This is a genomic window from Bacteroides sp. 90-K9/2, from assembly GCF_047310725.1.
Classification (GTDB): domain Bacteria; phylum Bacteroidota; class Bacteroidia; order Bacteroidales; family Bacteroidaceae; genus Bacteroides; species Bacteroides vicugnae.
In genome coordinates, this window is record NZ_JBCGVL010000002.1 from 235,215 (window position 1) to 254,234 (window position 19,020).

A 19,020-nucleotide genomic window follows, 5' to 3' on the forward strand; every position below is an offset into this window, starting at 1 on the left:
GTTTGGATAAAACACTTATTTCTGATAATAAAGGTCGAAAACGATGGTAGCGTCGGCAGCATCATTGGAGCCATCCAGTTCATTGATCTGACGAATCAGCATAATACCTATCTTACCGTTCTTCGAACTCTTGAAAACAACTACGCCATTCAGATCGAACCGGTCTCTTCCCACAGACTCACCAGGCTTGATGCTCTGCACAGTGATACGGTCTATCTTCGAAGTTCCATCGAACAAAGCCGGAGTCGCCGTTTCCGAAATTTCCGCCAACTGATCGTTTCTGACTAAATCTATAATGTTCTTCTCCTTTTCGATGCTTTCCTGAAGCACGAGAAATTTAGTCTGAATATCGGCATATCCCGGGAACATCGTGACAGCAGTCTCTTTATCCTTGGCATCATCTTTGGACGTTGTGAAAAGATTCGTCCCGTTACATCTGAAGTTCCTAAGATTATGAGCAATCTTATCGAAATTACCCAAAGCAAAAGCAGGACCGGAATAAGTGTTTGCAATCAAATCTATCTCCGAACGGCGTTTCTTGTTCTCGTCGGCATTTAATGTAGGATCGTCGTTCATGTAGCAGGCAGTCTGTATATCCAACTGGCCGGCATCGGTCACTGTCAACAGACAGCCAAAATCACGATTCTGCGCACTTCCCATCATTTGATTTTTGAACACCAGCACTTTGGCTCCGGGTTCGGGAGGCGTCACTTCTTCTTTCACCGTGCAAGTCACCGCATCAAACATCACCTCTTTCGCTTTGCCATTCATCGTGTAAGCCACTATCAAAGAATAAGAGCCTACCGGCATATTCTCCGGAACGGTGAAAGTCAGATTTCCACTTGCCAGACTACTGTTGGTCATCGGAGTATCTTCGATAGTAAGCTGCTTACGCAGGCTGACTTTCGTTACCACCACCTCTTCCCAGTTACTCATTCCCACCGTTACCGAAGCACCGGCTTTCAAACTACCCAGAGCGGCTTTTGCAGCATTCACGTCTGCAAGCTCAAGTTCCTTTTCTTCGGGTTCCGGCTCCGGTTCCTGCACTTCAACAAACCGCTGATAGGTATATGTTTTCTCCGTTTCCGGACTGCCCGTATCATATCCGTAAGTAATCTCTACCGTATTGCCGTCCTCACTTAGTTTGAACCGGTGCTTGTCTCCGCTCTGATAAATCAATACCGATTCATCCACCACACGATATTTGCCCTGCAAATCCACATGTTCGAGTGCCTCCGTCTCTATATTATAGGTACAGATGTACGAAGTGTGATCGGCATTGAAGGTCGCTACAAACTTCTGTGATGTGCTTTCGCGTATCCAAATTCCCTCCAGCAGGTTATTTCCCAAGTTCTTGTCCCAGTCATCGTCCTTGTCGCAGGATACAAACAGGCAGGACGTAAGAGACAGTAATACATAAGACACCAGATGCAGTGTCCGATTAAAAAGAATGCTTTTTTTCATAATAATATGTTTTTCAATTCAACAAATTCTACGATGGTAAAAATAGACACTTCCTTTCCAATCTATTTTCTAATATGCACCAAAGAATTGCAGATTCCTTTTCGCACTTATAATTTTCCGTCGAAACCTTATAAGAATCGTTCAACTATCTATTTGATGGGGAAAAGGGTACAAAATAATGGGAATCTTTGGGAGGTATTTTACTGTTTTTTGCTATTTTTGTTGCAAGTAAAAACACTCTTTCCTTAAAATCATCCACTTATGAAAAGACTTTTTTGTACATTGCTGTTTGCTATTTCCGTACAGTTTCTTTTTGCCAATCAGCCTTATCATTTCTCTCATTTGTCTGTCAAAGATGGATTATCCCAACTGAACGTCACCTGTATCTATCAGGACAAATTAGGATATATATGGTTTGGTACACGCAACGGACTCAATAAATTCAACGGAAATTCCTTCGAGGTTTACTGGAACCATGCCGACGATCCGCACAGTATCAGTAGCAATATCATTAATTGCATGGCGGAAGATGCAGAAGGCAACCTGTGGATAGGCACAGAAAACGGTCTGAACAGGCTCGACAAGAACAAGAACGAGTTTAAGCGGTATCATATCAACCAGCAGGAAAACAAGGACAAGAACAAGATTACCTCACTTTGTCTTGACCAGCAGGGTACCTTATGGGTAGGAGCCGCCTCTGAAGGACTGTTTGCCTACACTCCCCAGGGAGATTCCCTGAAAAACATCTCCACCAAAGAGCTGAAAGGGAACTGGGTAAATGACATTATTGAAAGAGACCACAAACTCTACATCGCCTCCTACAACAGAGGACTGCTTATCTACGATTTACAGCAGCAGGCAGTAGTCCGTTCCTTTCAACAGAATTCCGAATCACTGCCTATCCCGTCAAACCGGATCAGAAAAGTGCACATCGACAGAAAAGGAAATATATGGCTGGGAAACGACACACACGGCGTCTATGTCATCAAACACGATCCGGAGGAAGTGGTGTGTTACAATACCCGGAACGGACTATCCAACAATAACGTCCGTTGCATCAACGAGTCTCCCTCGGGTGAAATATGGATAGGCACTTTCGACGGTCTGAACATCCTCAATCCGGTGACCAACCGGATACAAACCTATCGCTACGGCACACAGGGCACATTGAGTCATCATTCCATCTACAGCATTCTGTTCGACCGGATGCAAACCATCTGGATCGGAACGTATGCAGGAGGTATCAGCTACTATAACCCTTACGGACATCTCTTCGACTTTTACAATCCCAGCTCATCCCTAAACAAAACTCTGGGTATCTTAGGCCCTGCCATCGAACACGAAGGGACTTTATACATCGGAGCCGAAGGAGGAGGATTGATTACTTTCGACCTCGAACAGCAGACTTTCCAGCAATACATACTCCCGCACAATCCCGGTGAGTCGATGCAAAGCGTCATTAAAACCGTCTATTACGACAAGAACCGGATTTTATGCGGAACGAGCATCGGGGAAATCTATGAATTCAACCTGCACAATCACCATTTCTCACTGATCTTTCAGAATAATGACCGGAATCCGATTTACCACATCAGTAAAAGCATTTCCGGAGAACTGGTTGTAGGTTCTACAAGTCCGAAAGAGGGACTGATGTTTATTTCAGATACCCCATCGCTCCATGTGCAGACCGAATTTGCCGTAAAAGGCGAGGGCACTTTCCGTTTTGCCAGTGTCATCTGTGTATGCGAAATCAGTAACGATGTGTTTCTAATCGGCACCAAAGAGAAAGGTTTATTCTTTTATGACAAGATCAATCACTCCCTGCTTTCCTACAACCACACCAACGGACTAACTGCCAAACATATCAGCAGTATTCTAAAGGACCGTTCCGGCAGGATATGGATCAGCAGCATGGATGGCGGACTAAGTGAATTCAACATCACGACCGAGCAATTCATCACCTACAATGAGAAAAGCGGCTTGCAAAGCAATCAGGTTTGCAAAGTGGTGGAGGGAGCCGACAACAGTTTATGGATCAGCACGCTAAACGGCATTTCGAGATTGGACCTCCGTACCCGGAGCATCACCAATTACAACAAAGAAAGCGGAATACAGATACAGGAGTTTTCTCCCTGTGCAGGATTCCGCCTGTCCGACAACCGGATTTTCTTTGCCGGCAACAACGGTTTTACCCTGTTCAACCCCAATGATATCGTCACCAACCCCAACGTCCCTCCCATTATATTGGACAAACTATATATCAACAACAAACTGGTATGCCCCAACGACGAAGAGAATGTACTGCAGGAGAACATCTCCACCCAAAAGAAGATCGTACTCAATCATAATCAGACCAATATAACCATTGAATACTGTGCGCTGAACTATATCTTCAACAGCAAGAACGAATATTCCTACAAACTGGAGGGATTCGACTCTGACTGGAACAAGGTCGGCAACCGACGTACTGCCTACTATACCAATATTCCGGCCGGAACTTACCGCTTCATCGTGAAAGGCTCTAACAACGACGGAATCTGGAATGAACAGGGAGCCACACTGGAAATCGTTGTCTTGCCTCCCCTGTGGAAGACCTGGTGGGCTTACTTGATATACAGTGTCGTCGCCATTGCCCTGATCGCTTTCATTATCCGCTATTTTACGGAGAAGAAACGCCTGCAAAACAACATCAGGCTCAAACAAATGGAAGCGGAAGTGCACGAAGAGTTTTATCAGGAACGAAACCGCCTCTTCACCAACTTCTCACACGAACTGCGTACGCCGTTGACCTTAATCATGGCTCCATTGGAGGAATTCGTAAAGCGAACGGATCTGGTGGATGATGTCCACTACAAATCCCAGCTAATGCTGCGCAACGCGCAGCGCCTGCTCCGTATCGTCAACAACCTGATGGATCTGCAAAAGAATGAAAGCGGAACCATGAAACTACAAGTTTCCGAGCATGACATCGTCAAGTTCACACACGAAGCGGTAAGCTCTTTTCAGGATCTGGCACTGTACCGGAACATCCATTTAAGGTTCAAACATGCCGTAGACGAGCAACCGGTGTGGTTCGACTGGAACCTGCTGGAAAAAGTTTATTTCAACTTTCTCTCCAATGCTTTCAAGAACGTACCGGACGGAGGTTCCATACGAGTGGAACTGAATGTGAAATCACTCTCCGAACTTGCTATCTTCGTGCCTGCCAGACTGAACAAGTATAAGGACCCGGAAATAAAATACCTCACCGTATCCATTCAGGACAACGGTGTCGGCATTGATCCCGACGAACTGGAGAAAATCTTCCGTCCTTTCTATCAGGTAGCACAAAACGAACATTCCAAATCGGGAACGGGCATCGGACTAAGCCTAAGCAAAGCCATTATAGAAATGCACCACGGAGTGATATGGGCAGACAACGCTCCCGACTCCGGCGCAGTCTTCCAATTTGTCCTGCCTATCGACAAAAACGGTTTCGACCCGGAAACGATGGTAGAATCATCCGCCAATGAAACCGTATTATTTAATGTGGAACTTCCGGACACTGCTTTCGAAGCCGAGCATTCGGGCAAGAAGCAGGCCACGATTCTGATAGTAGAAGACAATCGCGACCTGAACAACTATATCTGTTCCTGTCTGGCGGATAAATACAACGTAATAGGAGTGACTAATGGTGAAGAAGCGCTCGCCAAGGCCATCAACCTGTTGCCAAACCTGATTATCACCGACCTGATGATGCCGAAAATGAACGGTATCGAACTGATCCGGCAACTGAAGAAAGACATGAATACCAGCCATATCCCTATCATCATGGTCACTGCCAAGACGGGTACGAACGATATTAAAGAGGGATACGCCGCCGGAGCGGACGAGTACATCACCAAACCTTTCGACGCTTCGATATTGAAAGTCAGAGTGGACAACATCATCCAAAGCCGGGAAAGGCTGAAAGACCTGTACAGCAAAAACTTCTCTCTCGAATCCCTGGGAGTGGATATGACATCTGTGGACGAGAAATTTATGCAGAATCTATATGCCACTTTGCAGCAGAACATTGCCAATTCCGATCTGAACCTGGATGCTTTCTGCAGAGAACTCGGTTTAAGTAAATCGAACCTCTACCGGAAAATAAAACAGATCACCGGATATTCGCCGAATGAGTTTATCCGTAACTTCCGGTTGGAAACTGCTGCCAAGATGCTGAAAGAGACAGATATGACAATTACAGAAGTATATTGTGCGGTGGGTTATAACAGTCTGGCCTATTTCTCCAATTGCTTCAAGGCATTGTACGGCGTTTCACCAACCGAGTTCAAGAACAAAGCGGAGGGGAAATAACACCTACTGTTATCCTTCAATACAATTAAATGTTTGATTGTTGCACCGTAACAGATTATTATTTCATCGTTGTATCTAAGGTTTTTCAGTGCAGAGATTAAGGATTTTCAGTGCAGGAATTAGTGAACTTTTATGCAGTCGGGTAGTCGTCCCGTTGTAAGGTGACAATAGTCACCTTATAGAATGATAAATATCACCTTATAAGATGACATTAGTCACTTTATAATATGACTACCTGTCTTTAGAAGGATGAGAAACTCTAAAGATACAAAATTAAACAGTAAAAAGCAAGAGGGAGACTGGAAATATTGCCTCATCGGCGGAACGGATGGATTGCATTTCCGCACGTTAGTTTGTAATATTCCACCATACGTTTGTAAAATGACGTATTTTTCAGGGAGTGTCCGTTTTTACAAGCATTAGAATAGCCTGTGTAATCGACTCTCGTCGGAACGTCCTATTTTTGAGTCAGAAAAACATCGTCGGAGTTTTGTCTCTGCGATCGAAGTAGTTATCAGAAATAGAACAGAAATCTTTTATTTAACAATTTATTAAACTAATATTTATGAAACAGAAAGTAGCTTTCATGCTATTGGTTATTTCGTTCTGGTGTACATCTGCTATTCAAGCACAGACGGGAAGCCAAATTACAGGTAAAGTTGTCGATGCCTCCGGAGAACTCGCAGGAGTCAGTGTGGTGGTAAAAGGAACAACAAATGGAGTGACTACAAACATGGACGGCGAATTTAAATTAGGAAATGTAAAATCCGGCGACGTTCTGAAATTCTCTTTTGTAGGTTATAAAACCCAGGAAGTGAAAGTGGGCAATAAGAAAAGATTCGATATTGTAATGGAAGAAGATGCCCAGACATTGGAAGAGGTAACTGTAGTGGCTGTGGGTTACGGTGACGTCAGAAGACGGGACCTGACCGGTTCTATCGGCAAGGCCAATATAAGTGATATGACGAAAACCCCGGTAAACAATATCGCGGAGAGTCTGGGTGGCCGTATTGCCGGTGTACAGGTGACTTCTACCGACGGAGCTTTGGGGGATAACTTCAATATCGTCATCCGCGGAGCGGGTTCGCTGACGCAAAGCACGGCTCCTCTCTATGTAATAGATGGATTCCCGCAGGAAAATTCCAGCATGAGCGCCCTCAATCCGAATGACATCGCATCTATCGACATCTTGAAAGATGCGTCCGCCACAGCTATTTACGGTTCGCGCGGTGCCAATGGTGTCGTCATCATCACCACCAAACAGGGACAGGCCAGCAAGGCGAAAGTGACTTATAACGGAAGCGTCAGCATAAGCAAAGTCAACAAAACGATGGATATGATGAGCGGTTATGATTTCGCTTTGTTACAACAGGAAATCATGTCGGCAGACGACTTCTCCAATTATTATCTGAAGAATGGCGTCACTCTGGAAGATTACAAAACTTTTAGAGATTATGACTGGCAGGATGAAATCTACCGTACAGCCGTCAGCCACAATCACTATGTGGGATTGAACGGCGGTAGCGACAAAATGAAATATTCGGCTTCGCTCTCTTACAGCAACCAGCAGGGTATTGTTATCAATACGGATTTGAGCCGTTATCAGGGACGTTTCAATTTCAGCCAGCAAATCAATAAGAAGATAAAGGTAAATGCGAATGCGAATTTCGCCAGTAACGTGCAGAACGGAGTCAGTCCGTCGGCACAGGCTTCGTCGATGTCTCATTCCTTATTATACAGTGTTTGGGGATACCGTCCGGTTTCTCCGTCGGGTTCCGACCTGTTGGCGGCCATGTACGATGAAGATGTGTCGATGAGCGATGACTATCGTTTCAATCCGGTACTTTCCGCACGGAATGAATACCGCCGCAACACGACTAATCACCTGCAAGCCAACTTAGGAGTGGAATGGGAAATCATCAAAAACCTGAAATTCAAGACTACCGCCGGATATACGGGACGGGACATCAAAAGAGAAGAGTTCAACGGCAGTCAGACCCGTACAGGTAACTCGCATCCTAAGAATACACAAAGCAAGGGTATCAATGCCAAGCTGACTCAACAGGAAACCAGAAATTACCTGAATGAGAATACGTTGACTTATCAGTTCAACAAGAACAAACACAGCTTCAACGCACTGGCCGGTCTGACTTTCCAGAAATACTCCGATTATACGACCAGTATCACGCAGGATTACATCACGAACGAATCTTTCGGCATGGCAGGTATCGGTAAGAGTGAAGCTACTCCGACGACCACTGCATCGCTGGGCGACAACGCTATGATGTCTTACTTTACCCGTTTCAATTACAATTATAAATCAAAATATTACGCAAACTTTACCATACGTGCCGACGGCTCTTCCAAGTTTGCCAAGGACAATCGCTGGGGATACTTCCCGTCCGGTTCGCTGGCATGGACTTTTTCACGTGAGAGTTTTGTAAGCGGGAATCTTCCCTGGCTGTCAAACGGTAAATTACGCGCAAGCTGGGGTCTGACGGGTAACAACCGCATCGGAAATTATGATTATATGGCGCAGCTGATTACACACAGCGACTACTATAAATATCCGTGGGACAGCTCTTTCACTACCGGTTATGTACTGAGTTCCATGGCCAACCCCAGCCTGAAATGGGAGACGACCGAACAGTTCGACCTCGGTATCGATCTGGGCTTCCTCAAAGGCCGCATCAACCTGACACTGGACTACTATATCAAAACGACCAAAGACCTGTTATTGAACGCGGAAGTTCCGGCAAGTTCGGGTTATGCCACAGCAACACTGAATATCGGTAAGCTGCGTAACAAAGGTTTTGAAATCACCCTGGAAAGTACCAATATCACAACGAAAGACTTCACATGGAGCTCTAACTTCAACATTGCATTCAACAATAATGAAATTATCGCCCTCAACTCCGGACAGAAAGAAATGCTTAGCTACGTCAGATGGGATAATGCCTACAACAATATGCCTGCTTATATCAGCCGCGTAGGTGAATCTGCCGGAAAACTGTATGGTTACATCTACGAGGGTACTTACAAGTACGACGATTTTAACCAGACCACTAATTCGGACGGCTCCATATCATACAAACTGAAAGACGGAATCCCCAGAATCTCCGACAGTGTACAACCGGGTGACCCCAGATACAAAAAACTGTCCAACGACGGAACCAACAAAATCACCGACGACGACCGTACCATTATCGGCAACGGACAACCGAAACACACGGGAGGATTCACCAACAACTTTGTCTATAAGAACTGGGACTTGAATATCTTCCTGCAATGGAGCTATGGAAACGATATTCTGAATGCAAACAGAATGGTTTTCGAAAATCCGAGCAACCGGACCAATACGAATATGTTCGCCTCTTACAACAACCGCTGGAGCGCAGCCAATCCTACCAGTGACATGCCGAGAGCGCAAGCTCTGGACGCCAAACATTACAGTTCTCTGTACGTGGAAGACGGCTCTTTCCTAAAGTTAAAGACCATCTCTTTAGGATACAACTTAGGAAGAAAAGCACTCTACAAACTGGGTATTCAGGCAGCCAGAGTGTACTTCTCCGCTGAAAATATAGCCACCCTCTCGGGATATTCCGGTTCAGACCCGGAAGTTTCCGTCCGCAACAGCGTATTGACTCCCGGATTCGACTGGTCTTCCTGCCCGCGTTCATTCAATGCATCATTTGGCGTAAACATAACATTTTAAAGAGTATTCAACATGAAAAAGATATATCGCAATTTAAAGACCGCTGTACTGGCATTAGGATGTATGTCCTTATTACTGTCATCCTGTTCAGACTTCCTGGATAAAAACCCGCATGATTTCGTCTCTCCCGAAATCTTCTACAAAAATGAAAGTGACTGTATGATGGCACTGGCCGGAGTTTATTGGACACTGGCTACCGACCATGTATACGGTGAGAGGTACTCGAATATCCTATCCAATACCGACGACTTGAGTTACTATGCCCGCCTGAACCAAAGCGGTCAGGTTTATACCAACTCACACAATTCAAGTAATAATGATATTTACCAGACGTGGACGCAGCTCTATTCCGGTATCAACAACGCCAACGTATTATTGGACAATATCGATGCAGCCAACATTCCGGATGCAGCCGTGAAGAACCGCATTAAGGGAGAAGCCAAATTCCTGCGTGCCTACTACCACTTTCTGCTTGTACAGAGCTGGTATGAAGTACCCATCCGCACGGAAACCGTGACCGACATCAATAACAGCTCCCTTGCGGCAACTCCGCATGCAGAAGCCATTGACTGGATTATCAAGGAGATGGAAGACTGCATCGACCTGGTGGATGACTCCAAATACGACCTGTCTCCATCACACGTCAAAAAGACGACTGTTCAAGGCATATTGGCACGCGTCTGCTTATGGCGTGCCGGATCGCCCTCCAATGGCGGCAAGGAGTTTTATGAAAAAGCGGCCAAGTATGCCAAGGCTGTGTATGACTCGCATAAGCACAAACTGTATCAGGGAGACATCTATGCGATCTGGAAAAACATCGCTTCCGACAAGTATGATACGGAATACAATGAAAGTATGTGGGAAGTGGAATTCATCGGTACCCGCGTAGACGGCAAGTTTACCTACTCACGCATAGGAAACACTATCGGAAACTGGCAGGAAAACACCTCTTCCACCGGTAAGGGATATGCCTACGGGTTCTATTGCGGTTCACTGATCTTATGGGATTTGTTCGAGAAAAACCCCGGTGACTTACGTCGCGACTTATCAATGGCTACTTACAAGCTCGACGCCAGCGACGCCGCGGTATACTGGAAAGATACGGAAATCGTGACACGCCGTTGCGGCAAATACCGCAGGGAATGGACCACTACTTCCCCTAAAGAGAAGAACAACGACCAGATCAACTATCCGGTGCTGCGTTATGCCGATGTGCTGCTCATGCTGGCCGAAGCCGAGAACGAAGCCGGTAAAGCTCCTACTGACCTGGCCTACGATGCAATCAATGAGGTACGCGAACGTGCCGGAATCGATAAAGTGGAGAACCTGTCATACGCGGAATTCCAACAGGAAGTGCGCGATGAAAGAGCCCGCGAACTCTGTTTCGAGAGTCTGCGCAAGTACGACCTTATCCGCTGGGGAATCTATTATGATGCCGCTCATAACAAACTGACTGAAGCCACGAACGACAAACGGTGGACTACCAGCGGGTATTATAAAGCAGCTAAAGAATATGCAGCCAATACGGAAGAAAGGCATCAGTTCCTGCCTATTCCGATGAAAGAATTGGGAGTGAACTTACTTCTGAAACAAAACTCTTATTGGAGTAACGCAGCAGAATAGTCTTATCTCCCCGTTTTGAGAAACATTATACCCCCAACAGAAAAACCATGAAACAGCTATTAATTACAGTCCTTTTGTCAGGAAGTTGCGGATTTCTTGCTGCACAGAAAACAGTTAAAACACCTGCCATATATAAACCTGTCCGTACCGAGATGTATAAAAAGGGATGGATAGACTTTAACAAGAACGGGGTGAAGGACATCTATGAAGATCCTTCAGCACCTGTCGATGCACGCATCGAGGATTTGCTCAAGCAGATGACGCTGGAAGAAAAGACCTGTCAGATGGTCACTCTGTATGGATATAAGAGGGTATTAAAGGATGATCTGCCCACTCCCGAATGGAAGAACCAGTTGTGGAAAGATGGTATCGGAGCCATTGACGAGCACCTGAACGGATTTCAACAATGGGGACTTCCTCCATCGGACAATGAATATGTCTGGCCTGCTTCCCGTCATGCGTGGGCGTTGAATGAGGTGCAGCGGTTCTTTATAGAAGAAACCCGGTTGGGTATTCCTACCGATTTCACCAACGAAGGGATTCGTGGGGTAGAAAGTTACAAAGCAACGAACTTTCCTACTCAACTCGGATTAGGACATACCTGGAATCGGGAACTCATCCGCCAGGTCGGTGTCATCACCGGACGGGAAGCCCGTATGCTGGGGTATACCAATGTTTACGCGCCCATACTCGATGTGGGGCGCGACCAGCGGTGGGGACGTTATGAAGAAGTGTACGGGGAGTCTCCTTATCTGGTAGCTGAACTGGGCATTGAAATGGTACGGGGGATGCAGCAGGATTATCAGGTGGCTGCCACGGGAAAGCATTTCATCGCTTACAGTAACAACAAAGGCGGGCGTGAAGGTATGTCCCGCGTCGATCCGCAGATGTCTCCGCGCGAGGTTGAGATGGTTCATGTTTATCCTTTCAAGCGGGTGATCCGTGAAGCGGGATTGCTGGGAGTGATGAGTTCTTACAATGATTATGACGGGTTTCCTATCCAAAGCAGCTATTACTGGCTGACTACCCGCCTGCGCGGAGAGATGGGATTTCGTGGGTATGTTGTTTCCGACAGTGATGCTGTGGAGTATCTTTATACCAAACATAATACTGCCAAGGATATGAAAGAGGCGGTAAGGCAAAGCGTAGAAGCCGGATTAAATGTCCGTTGCACGTTCCGCTCTCCCGATTCTTATGTATTGCCGTTGAGGGAATTAGTGAAAGAGGGAGGATTGAGTGAGGAGGTCATCAATGACCGGGTACGGGATATTCTGCGTGTCAAGTTTTTAGTCGGACTGTTCGATCATCCGTATCAGACAGATTTGAAAGGGGCGGATGAAAAAGTGGAGAAAGCAGAAAACGAGGAAGTCGCCCTGCAGGCTTCCCGGGAATCGATCGTACTGCTGAAAAACGATCAAGACGTGTTGCCGCTGGATATTTCAGGTATCAAGAAGATAGCGGTTTGCGGACCGAATGCGGATGAATGTTCTTATGCATTGGGACATTATGGGCCGTTGGCGGTAGAGGTGACTTCCGTACTGAAAGGTATTCAAGAGAAGACGGACGGGAAAGCGGAAGTGCTTTATAGCAAAGGATGCGAACTGGTAGATGCGAACTGGCCGGAATCGGAATTGATTGATTTTCCGCTGACGGAAGAAGAGCAAAAGGAAATAGACAAAGCTGTCAGTCAGGCAAAAGAGGCGGATGTAGCGGTAGTTGTATTGGGAGGCGGACAGCGTACGTGCGGAGAGAACAAATCCCGCAGTAGTCTCGATCTGCCGGGGAGGCAACTTGACCTGTTGAAAGCAGTAGTGGCTACGGGCAAACCTGTCGTACTGGTGCTTATCAACGGAAGACCTTTGTCTATTAACTGGGCTGACAAGTTTGTTCCCGCCATTCTCGAAGCGTGGTATCCGGGAGCGAAAGGTGGAAAAGCGGTAGCCGACGTGCTTTTCGGAGATTATAATCCGGGCGGTAAACTAACTGTCACTTTCCCGAAAACAGTGGGACAAATTCCTTTCAATTTCCCGTGCAAACCGTCTTCTCAAATTGATGGGGGGAAGAATCCGGGAATGGATGGCAATATGTCACGTGCCAACGGTGCATTGTATGCTTTCGGATATGGCTTGAGTTATACCTCTTTCGAATATTCCGACCTGAAAATAACTCCGGCAGTTATCACTCCTAATCAAAAGACGTATGTCACCTGCAAAGTGACGAATACAGGCAAACGGGCAGGAGATGAAGTAGTACAGCTCTATGTGCGCGATGTGTTGAGCAGCGTCACTACGTACGAGAAGAACCTGGCCGGATTTGAACGAATCCATCTGAAGCCGGGCGAAACAAAGGAAGTTTCTTTTCCCATTGACCGGAAGGCATTGGAATTGCTGAACGCGGATATGCATTGGGTAGTAGAGCCCGGTGATTTCACACTGATGGTAGGGGCTTCTTCTACGGATATTCGTCTGAACGGCACGTTAACGGTGGTTGACTGCATAAACGACTCTACTCCGCAAAGCAAGGAAAACGAAGCTCCGATAAGTGCAAGTACGAATCAGGAAACGGTGAATAACGTGGTGGATAACGACCTTACCACTTTCTGGGAGGGAAACAAAGGGGATTACATCACCTTTGCCTTACAGAACGAAGCGAAAGTGGATGGCATTTCCATTGCCTTTCATCGCGATAACGGACTGGAAACCGATTTTGAAATACAGCTTTCCAGTGGTGGCGGACAGTTCCTGACGGTGTACTCCGGCACAGTGAAAGAGTATCATAAGCTGTTGAACTTTCCTTTTAAAGGAACTACTGCCAGCGACCTGCGTATCGTGTTAGGCAGTGACAGAGTGGGCATTACAGAAATCAAATTACCTCAAATTAAAAAATAAGATATATGAAAACCAGACTATTCCTCTTACTTATTATGTGTCTGTTTATTCTGCCGTCGGCATCAGCACAACAGAAAGAATATTCGTTGTGGTACAGTCAGCCTGCACCTAATGAAGGAGCTGAAAACATTGTAAAGAGTCGCGGATTCCCTTATGACAAATATTGGGAGAGATGGTCTTTACCCATAGGGAACGGATATATGGGGGCTTGCATATTCGGACGCACGGATACGGAGCGTATTCAGTTGACAGAAAAAACATTCGGCGTCAAAGGACCGTACAAGAAAGGGGGCATCGGCAACTTTGCGGAAATATATATAGAGGGTATTCACCATGACCAGCCATTGAACTACAAACGTTCACTGCGCCTCAACGATGCCATCTCTACGGTAAACTACCAATACGAGGGTGTGAACTATACAAGGGAATATTTCGCCAACTACCCAAGCAATGTAATCGTCGTAAAGCTCAAAGCGGACCAACCCGGAAAGATTTCGTTCACTCTTCGTCCCGTGCTTCCTTACCTGCACGAATATAACGACGAAGGAACCGGACGTACAGGCAAGGTATCAGCACAGAATGACTTGATTACCCTGACCGGAGATATACAGTTTTTCCGGCTGCCGTATGAAGCGCAGATTAAAGTAATTCCCAGTGGGGGACAGCTAAAAGCGATGAACGACGAATCGGGAAACAACGGAACCATCCGCATACAACAGGCTGACAGCGTAGTGTTACTGATTAATGCACAAACTGCTTATCAACTGAAAAGTTCGGTATTCACAGCATCTCCGGAAAACAAGTTTACCGGAAACGAGCATCCGCACCGTGCTGTCAGCCAATGCATACAAAAAGCGGCCGACAAAGGATATGAGGCATTGTGCAAAGAGCATATAGCCGATTATCAGTCTCTCTTCAGCCGGGTGGACTTGCGTCTTTGTGATGAGACTCTCGGTATACCGACTGACAGCCTGTTGCACGACTATCAGAGAGGAAAAGAAAGTTTATATATGGATGAATTATTGTTCCAGTACGGACGTTATTTATTAATCGCTTCGTCGAGAAAGGGTTCGTTACCACCCCACCTTCAGGGAGCATGGAGCCAGTATGAATATGCGCCCTGGTCCGGAGGCTACTGGCATAACATCAATATACAAATGAATTACTGGGCTGCCTTTAACACGAATCTGGCGGAAGTATTTATTCCTTATGTGGAATACAATGAGGCTTTCCGTCAATCGGCCAACGAGAAAGCGACAGGTTATATCAAAAAGAATAACCCTGACGCCTTATCGGCCATCCCCGAAGAAAACGGATGGACCATCGGAACAGGGGCAAACGCTTTCTCAATAGATAGCCCCGGCGGACATTCGGGACCTGGAACGGGAGGATTCACCACCAAATTATTCTGGGATTATTATGATTTCACCAGGGATGAGGATATACTGAAGAAACACTCTTATCCCGCCATGCTGGGTATGGCCAAATTTCTTTCGAAAACTCTGAAACCGACAGAGGAAGGATATTTGCTGGCTGATCCGTCTTCTTCGCCTGAACAATATCATAACGGTACGACTTACCAGACGAAAGGTTGTGCATTCGATCAGGGAATGATTTGGGAGAGTTTTCATGATGTATTGAAAGCAGCGGATATCCTGAAAGAGGAGTCGCCTTTCCTCCGGACGATAAAAGAGCAGATTGGCAAACTGGATGCCATCCAAATTGGAGAATCGGGGCAGATAAAGGAATATCGTGAAGAAAAAAAGTATAGTGACATCGGAGATCCGCGCCATCGCCATATTTCGCATTTATGCGCACTCTATCCGGGTACGCTGATTAATGCGGAGACTCCCGAATGGTTGAAGGCGGCTACCGTAACTTTAAACAACCGGGGAGATAAATCGACAGGATGGGGTGTCGCCCATCGTTTAAACTTATGGGCACGGGTAAAAGACGGGGATATGGCATACCAACGATACCAGCTGTTATTGAAGAAATACATCCTCGAAAACCTGTGGAATATGCACCCGCCTTTCCAGATTGACGGAAACCTGGGAGGGACTGCCGGAGTAGCAGAAATGTTGATTCAAAGTCATGAAGGGTATATCAACCCTCTCCCCGCCCTGCCGGCTGCATGGAGAGACGGAAGTTATGAAGGTTTGGTAGCCCGGGGAAACTTTGTAGTTTCCGTTTTCTGGAAACAGGGACTCATGACTCAAATGGATGTCTTATCCAGAGCGGGTGGCGAATGCGTCATTCAATACAAGGATATTGCCAATTTTACAATCAAAGACGCCAAAGGAAAGAAAGTGAAAACTATCCGGGAAAGTAAGAACCGCATCAGATTTGCCACCCAAAAAGGAAATACCTATTACTTAAACCATTAATAAAAGATATGAGACTGAAAGAACAAATAGCGATTCTGGCACTGGGAGCAGGTTTCGCCGGCTGCACTCCCCAACCGGCAACCAACCTCATTGAAGATAACATGGAGTTTGCACAGCAACAACTCCGGTTTGCTTTTGATGAGATAGATTATGCCATCGTCAATGAGTCACCCGAAAGCCGCGCAAAACGGGAAAAGAACGGTTGGGGAGAATTGACCAACCCCCGCAATTCGGAACCGGACGGGACACTGAACTTGGTGCCGTCCAAAGACTGGACAAGCGGATTCTTTCCGGGAGAACTTTGGTTCCTTTACGAATATACCCAAAACAATTTCTGGAAAAAGAAAGCCCAGCAACATACTGATATATTAGAAAAAGAAAAGATGAACGGAAGTACTCACGACATGGGTTTTAAAGTCTATTGCAGCTTTGGCAACGGATACCGTCTGACGCAAGATGAACACTACAAGGAGGTATTGCTGCAATCAGCACGCACGCTCGCTACACGCTTCAAACCGGCGGCAGGGATTATCCGGTCGTGGGATCATAGTACGGCCAAATGGCTATGTCCGGTGATTATTGATAATATGATGAACCTTGAACTGCTGTTCTGGGCTACTAAGGAGAGCAAAGACTCTACGTTTTACCGGATAGCGGTCGATCATGCAAGAACTACGATGAAGCATCATTTCCGGCCTGATTTCAGCAGTTATCATGTGATAGATTATGATACAATTACAGGGCAGGTATTAAAAAAGAATACTCATCAGGGCTTTGCCGATGAATCTGCCTGGTCACGCGGACAGGCATGGGCGCTCTACGGATATACGATGTGTTATCGCGAAACCCAGTTACCGGAGTTTTTGGAGCAGGCACAAAACATAGAGAAGTACCTCTTTACTCATCCCAATATGCCGGAGGATCTTATTCCTTACTGGGATTTCGATGCGCCCGGTATACCCGACGAGCCGCGTGATGTTTCAGCGGCTACGGTCATCGCTTCGGCACTTTATGAACTTAGCCTGTATGATCCTGAAAAGGGGGAACGCTACAGGAGCAATGCAGATAAGATCATAGAGAACCTGACGAAGCATTATCGCGCTACGCTAAAGAAAGACAACGGTTTCCTGTTATTGCACAGCACGGGTACCAAACCGACTAATACGGAAGTGGACGTACCTATTGTCTATGCCGACTATTATTTCATAGAAGCGTTGATGCGTAAAAACAAATTAGAAAAAACGGGTAAACTGTTTTAATATTAAATCATGTCGGTAAGAAAACGGAATATTTAATTGTTTAAACTAACGGATAAAACCATGAAGAAATCTACTAAATTATGGATGGTCATTCTCTTCCTATTCACCGGAGCAGGAAGGGTAACTGCTCAAATTCCATCTACCAGAATATACGACGGAGAGAAACTGGCTAAGGTAAAAGCCCGTATGGAGTCAAAAGAATATGCATCTGCCATCACTAAATTGATGAATGAGGCGGACAAAGCCCTGAAAAGTAAACCTGTCTCCGTGATGGATAAAACGATGGTTGCGGGTAGCGGGGACAAACACGACTACATTAGTATGGGACCTTACTGGTGGCCCGATCCGACGAAACCCGACGGTCTGCCTTATATCCGCAAAGACGGAGTACGCAACCCTAATGCAACGAGTGACTGTACGAACATCGGAAAGACAATTAATGATATATCGACTTTAGGAATCGCCTACTATTTCTCCGGCAATGAGAAATATGCAGCCAAAGCTGCTGAACTCACCCGCATCTGGTTTCTGAACCCTGAAACTCGCATGAATCCCAACATGAATTATGCACAAATGATTCCGGGTCATAATGGGAACAAGGGCAGAGGGTTCGGCATGATTGATGTTTATTCGTTTATCAATTTACTGGATGCAGTAGAGATGATGAATACTTCCACCGCCTTTACAACAGCAGACCGTTCCGGTCTGAAAGATTGGTTTACCGATTATCTGGAATGGATTCGCACCAGTCCTGTAGCCGACGAGGCACGGACATCTGAAAATAATCATGGGGTATCTTTCGACGTGCAACAAACGGTGTATGCGCTCTTCACCGGAGATTCCGTCCTGGCACGGAAGACAATCAGTGAGTTTGCAAAGTTACGATTGTTCCCACAAATCGAACCCGACGGCAGGCAACTTAGAGAACTGGAGCGCACCAACGGACTTAGTTACACAAACTACAATCTGGCTCTTATAATGGATATGTGTGCAATCGGCCATACATTAGGTATAGATGTCTACAACAGCACTTCCAAAGACGGGCGTTGCATCGCGAAAGCATTGAAGTATATGGCTTCTTTTATCGGCAAGCCACAAAGTGAGTTTCCATACCAGCAAAGCAGGGATTGGGAAAAAGAGTTGCAAACAAGTTGTTGGATATTGCACCGTGCTTCTTTCTATGACAATAAATCGGGTTGGGAGGAGATCTGCCAAAAATATCTGAAGCCATCCAGCACGGACAGAAGGCGATTGTTATATAGTTTAGAATAATTCAATAGGTATATTATAAATATTACACGACATCGGAATAGATTAAGATGTTTCTGAATAAGATATTACCAGAT

General features: G+C 46.0%; 8 protein-coding genes. 7 read left to right on the forward strand and 1 reads right to left on the reverse strand.

Going from position 1 to position 19,020, the window contains the following annotated elements:
- Positions 1-15: 15 nt before the first annotated feature.
- Positions 16-1,464 carry a hypothetical protein gene (locus AAHJ11_RS08430; RefSeq protein ID WP_413579337.1) on the reverse strand — a complete coding sequence of 483 codons (1,449 nt, stop codon included), beginning with the start codon at positions 1,462-1,464 and terminating at the stop codon, positions 16-18.
- 261 nt (positions 1,465-1,725) lie between these two features.
- Between AAHJ11_RS08430 and AAHJ11_RS08435 the strand changes: the two genes are divergently transcribed.
- From AAHJ11_RS08435 to AAHJ11_RS08465, 7 genes are all read left to right on the forward strand, one after another.
- Complete coding sequence (locus AAHJ11_RS08435) at positions 1,726-5,802, forward strand: two-component regulator propeller domain-containing protein (RefSeq protein ID WP_413579340.1); 4,077 nt, start codon at positions 1,726-1,728, stop codon at positions 5,800-5,802.
- A 565-nt stretch (positions 5,803-6,367) separates the two neighbouring features.
- Positions 6,368-9,517, forward strand: coding sequence for a SusC/RagA family TonB-linked outer membrane protein (locus AAHJ11_RS08440; RefSeq protein ID WP_148367670.1), 3,150 nt, complete (start codon positions 6,368-6,370; stop codon positions 9,515-9,517).
- 12 nt (positions 9,518-9,529) lie between these two features.
- Positions 9,530-11,140 (forward strand): RagB/SusD family nutrient uptake outer membrane protein, encoded by a 1,611-nt coding sequence (locus AAHJ11_RS08445; RefSeq protein WP_148367671.1) that lies wholly within the window; start codon positions 9,530-9,532, stop codon positions 11,138-11,140.
- A 47-nt stretch (positions 11,141-11,187) separates the two neighbouring features.
- Positions 11,188-14,028: a glycoside hydrolase family 3 N-terminal domain-containing protein gene (locus AAHJ11_RS08450; protein ID WP_413579342.1), complete on the forward strand. Its 2,841-nt coding sequence runs from the start codon at positions 11,188-11,190 to the stop codon at positions 14,026-14,028.
- 5 nt (positions 14,029-14,033) lie between these two features.
- Positions 14,034-16,415 carry a glycoside hydrolase family 95 protein gene (locus tag AAHJ11_RS08455; RefSeq protein ID WP_320978181.1) on the forward strand — a complete coding sequence of 794 codons (2,382 nt, stop codon included), beginning with the start codon at positions 14,034-14,036 and terminating at the stop codon, positions 16,413-16,415.
- 8 nt (positions 16,416-16,423) lie between these two features.
- Positions 16,424-17,674, forward strand: coding sequence for a glycoside hydrolase family 88 protein (locus tag AAHJ11_RS08460; RefSeq protein ID WP_320978180.1), 1,251 nt, complete (start codon positions 16,424-16,426; stop codon positions 17,672-17,674).
- A gap of 60 nt (positions 17,675-17,734) precedes the next feature.
- Complete coding sequence (locus AAHJ11_RS08465; protein WP_148367675.1) at positions 17,735-18,946, forward strand: alginate lyase family protein; 1,212 nt, start codon at positions 17,735-17,737, stop codon at positions 18,944-18,946.
- Positions 18,947-19,020: the final 74 nt, after the last annotated feature.

Excerpts from the sequence above, each read along its gene's own strand:
- AAHJ11_RS08430 (WP_413579337.1), bottom strand. The coding sequence starts at position 1,464 with ATGAAAAAAAGCATTCTTTTTAATCGGACACTGCATCTGGTGTCTTAT.
- AAHJ11_RS08435 (WP_413579340.1), top strand. The coding sequence starts at position 1,726 with ATGAAAAGACTTTTTTGTACATTGCTGTTTGCTATTTCCGTACAGTTT.
- AAHJ11_RS08440 (WP_148367670.1), top strand. The coding sequence starts at position 6,368 with ATGAAACAGAAAGTAGCTTTCATGCTATTGGTTATTTCGTTCTGGTGT.
- AAHJ11_RS08445 (WP_148367671.1), top strand. The coding sequence starts at position 9,530 with ATGAAAAAGATATATCGCAATTTAAAGACCGCTGTACTGGCATTAGGA.
- AAHJ11_RS08450 (WP_413579342.1), top strand. The coding sequence starts at position 11,188 with ATGAAACAGCTATTAATTACAGTCCTTTTGTCAGGAAGTTGCGGATTT.
- AAHJ11_RS08455 (WP_320978181.1), top strand. The coding sequence starts at position 14,034 with ATGAAAACCAGACTATTCCTCTTACTTATTATGTGTCTGTTTATTCTG.
- AAHJ11_RS08460 (WP_320978180.1), top strand. The coding sequence starts at position 16,424 with ATGAGACTGAAAGAACAAATAGCGATTCTGGCACTGGGAGCAGGTTTC.
- AAHJ11_RS08465 (WP_148367675.1), top strand. The coding sequence starts at position 17,735 with ATGAAGAAATCTACTAAATTATGGATGGTCATTCTCTTCCTATTCACC.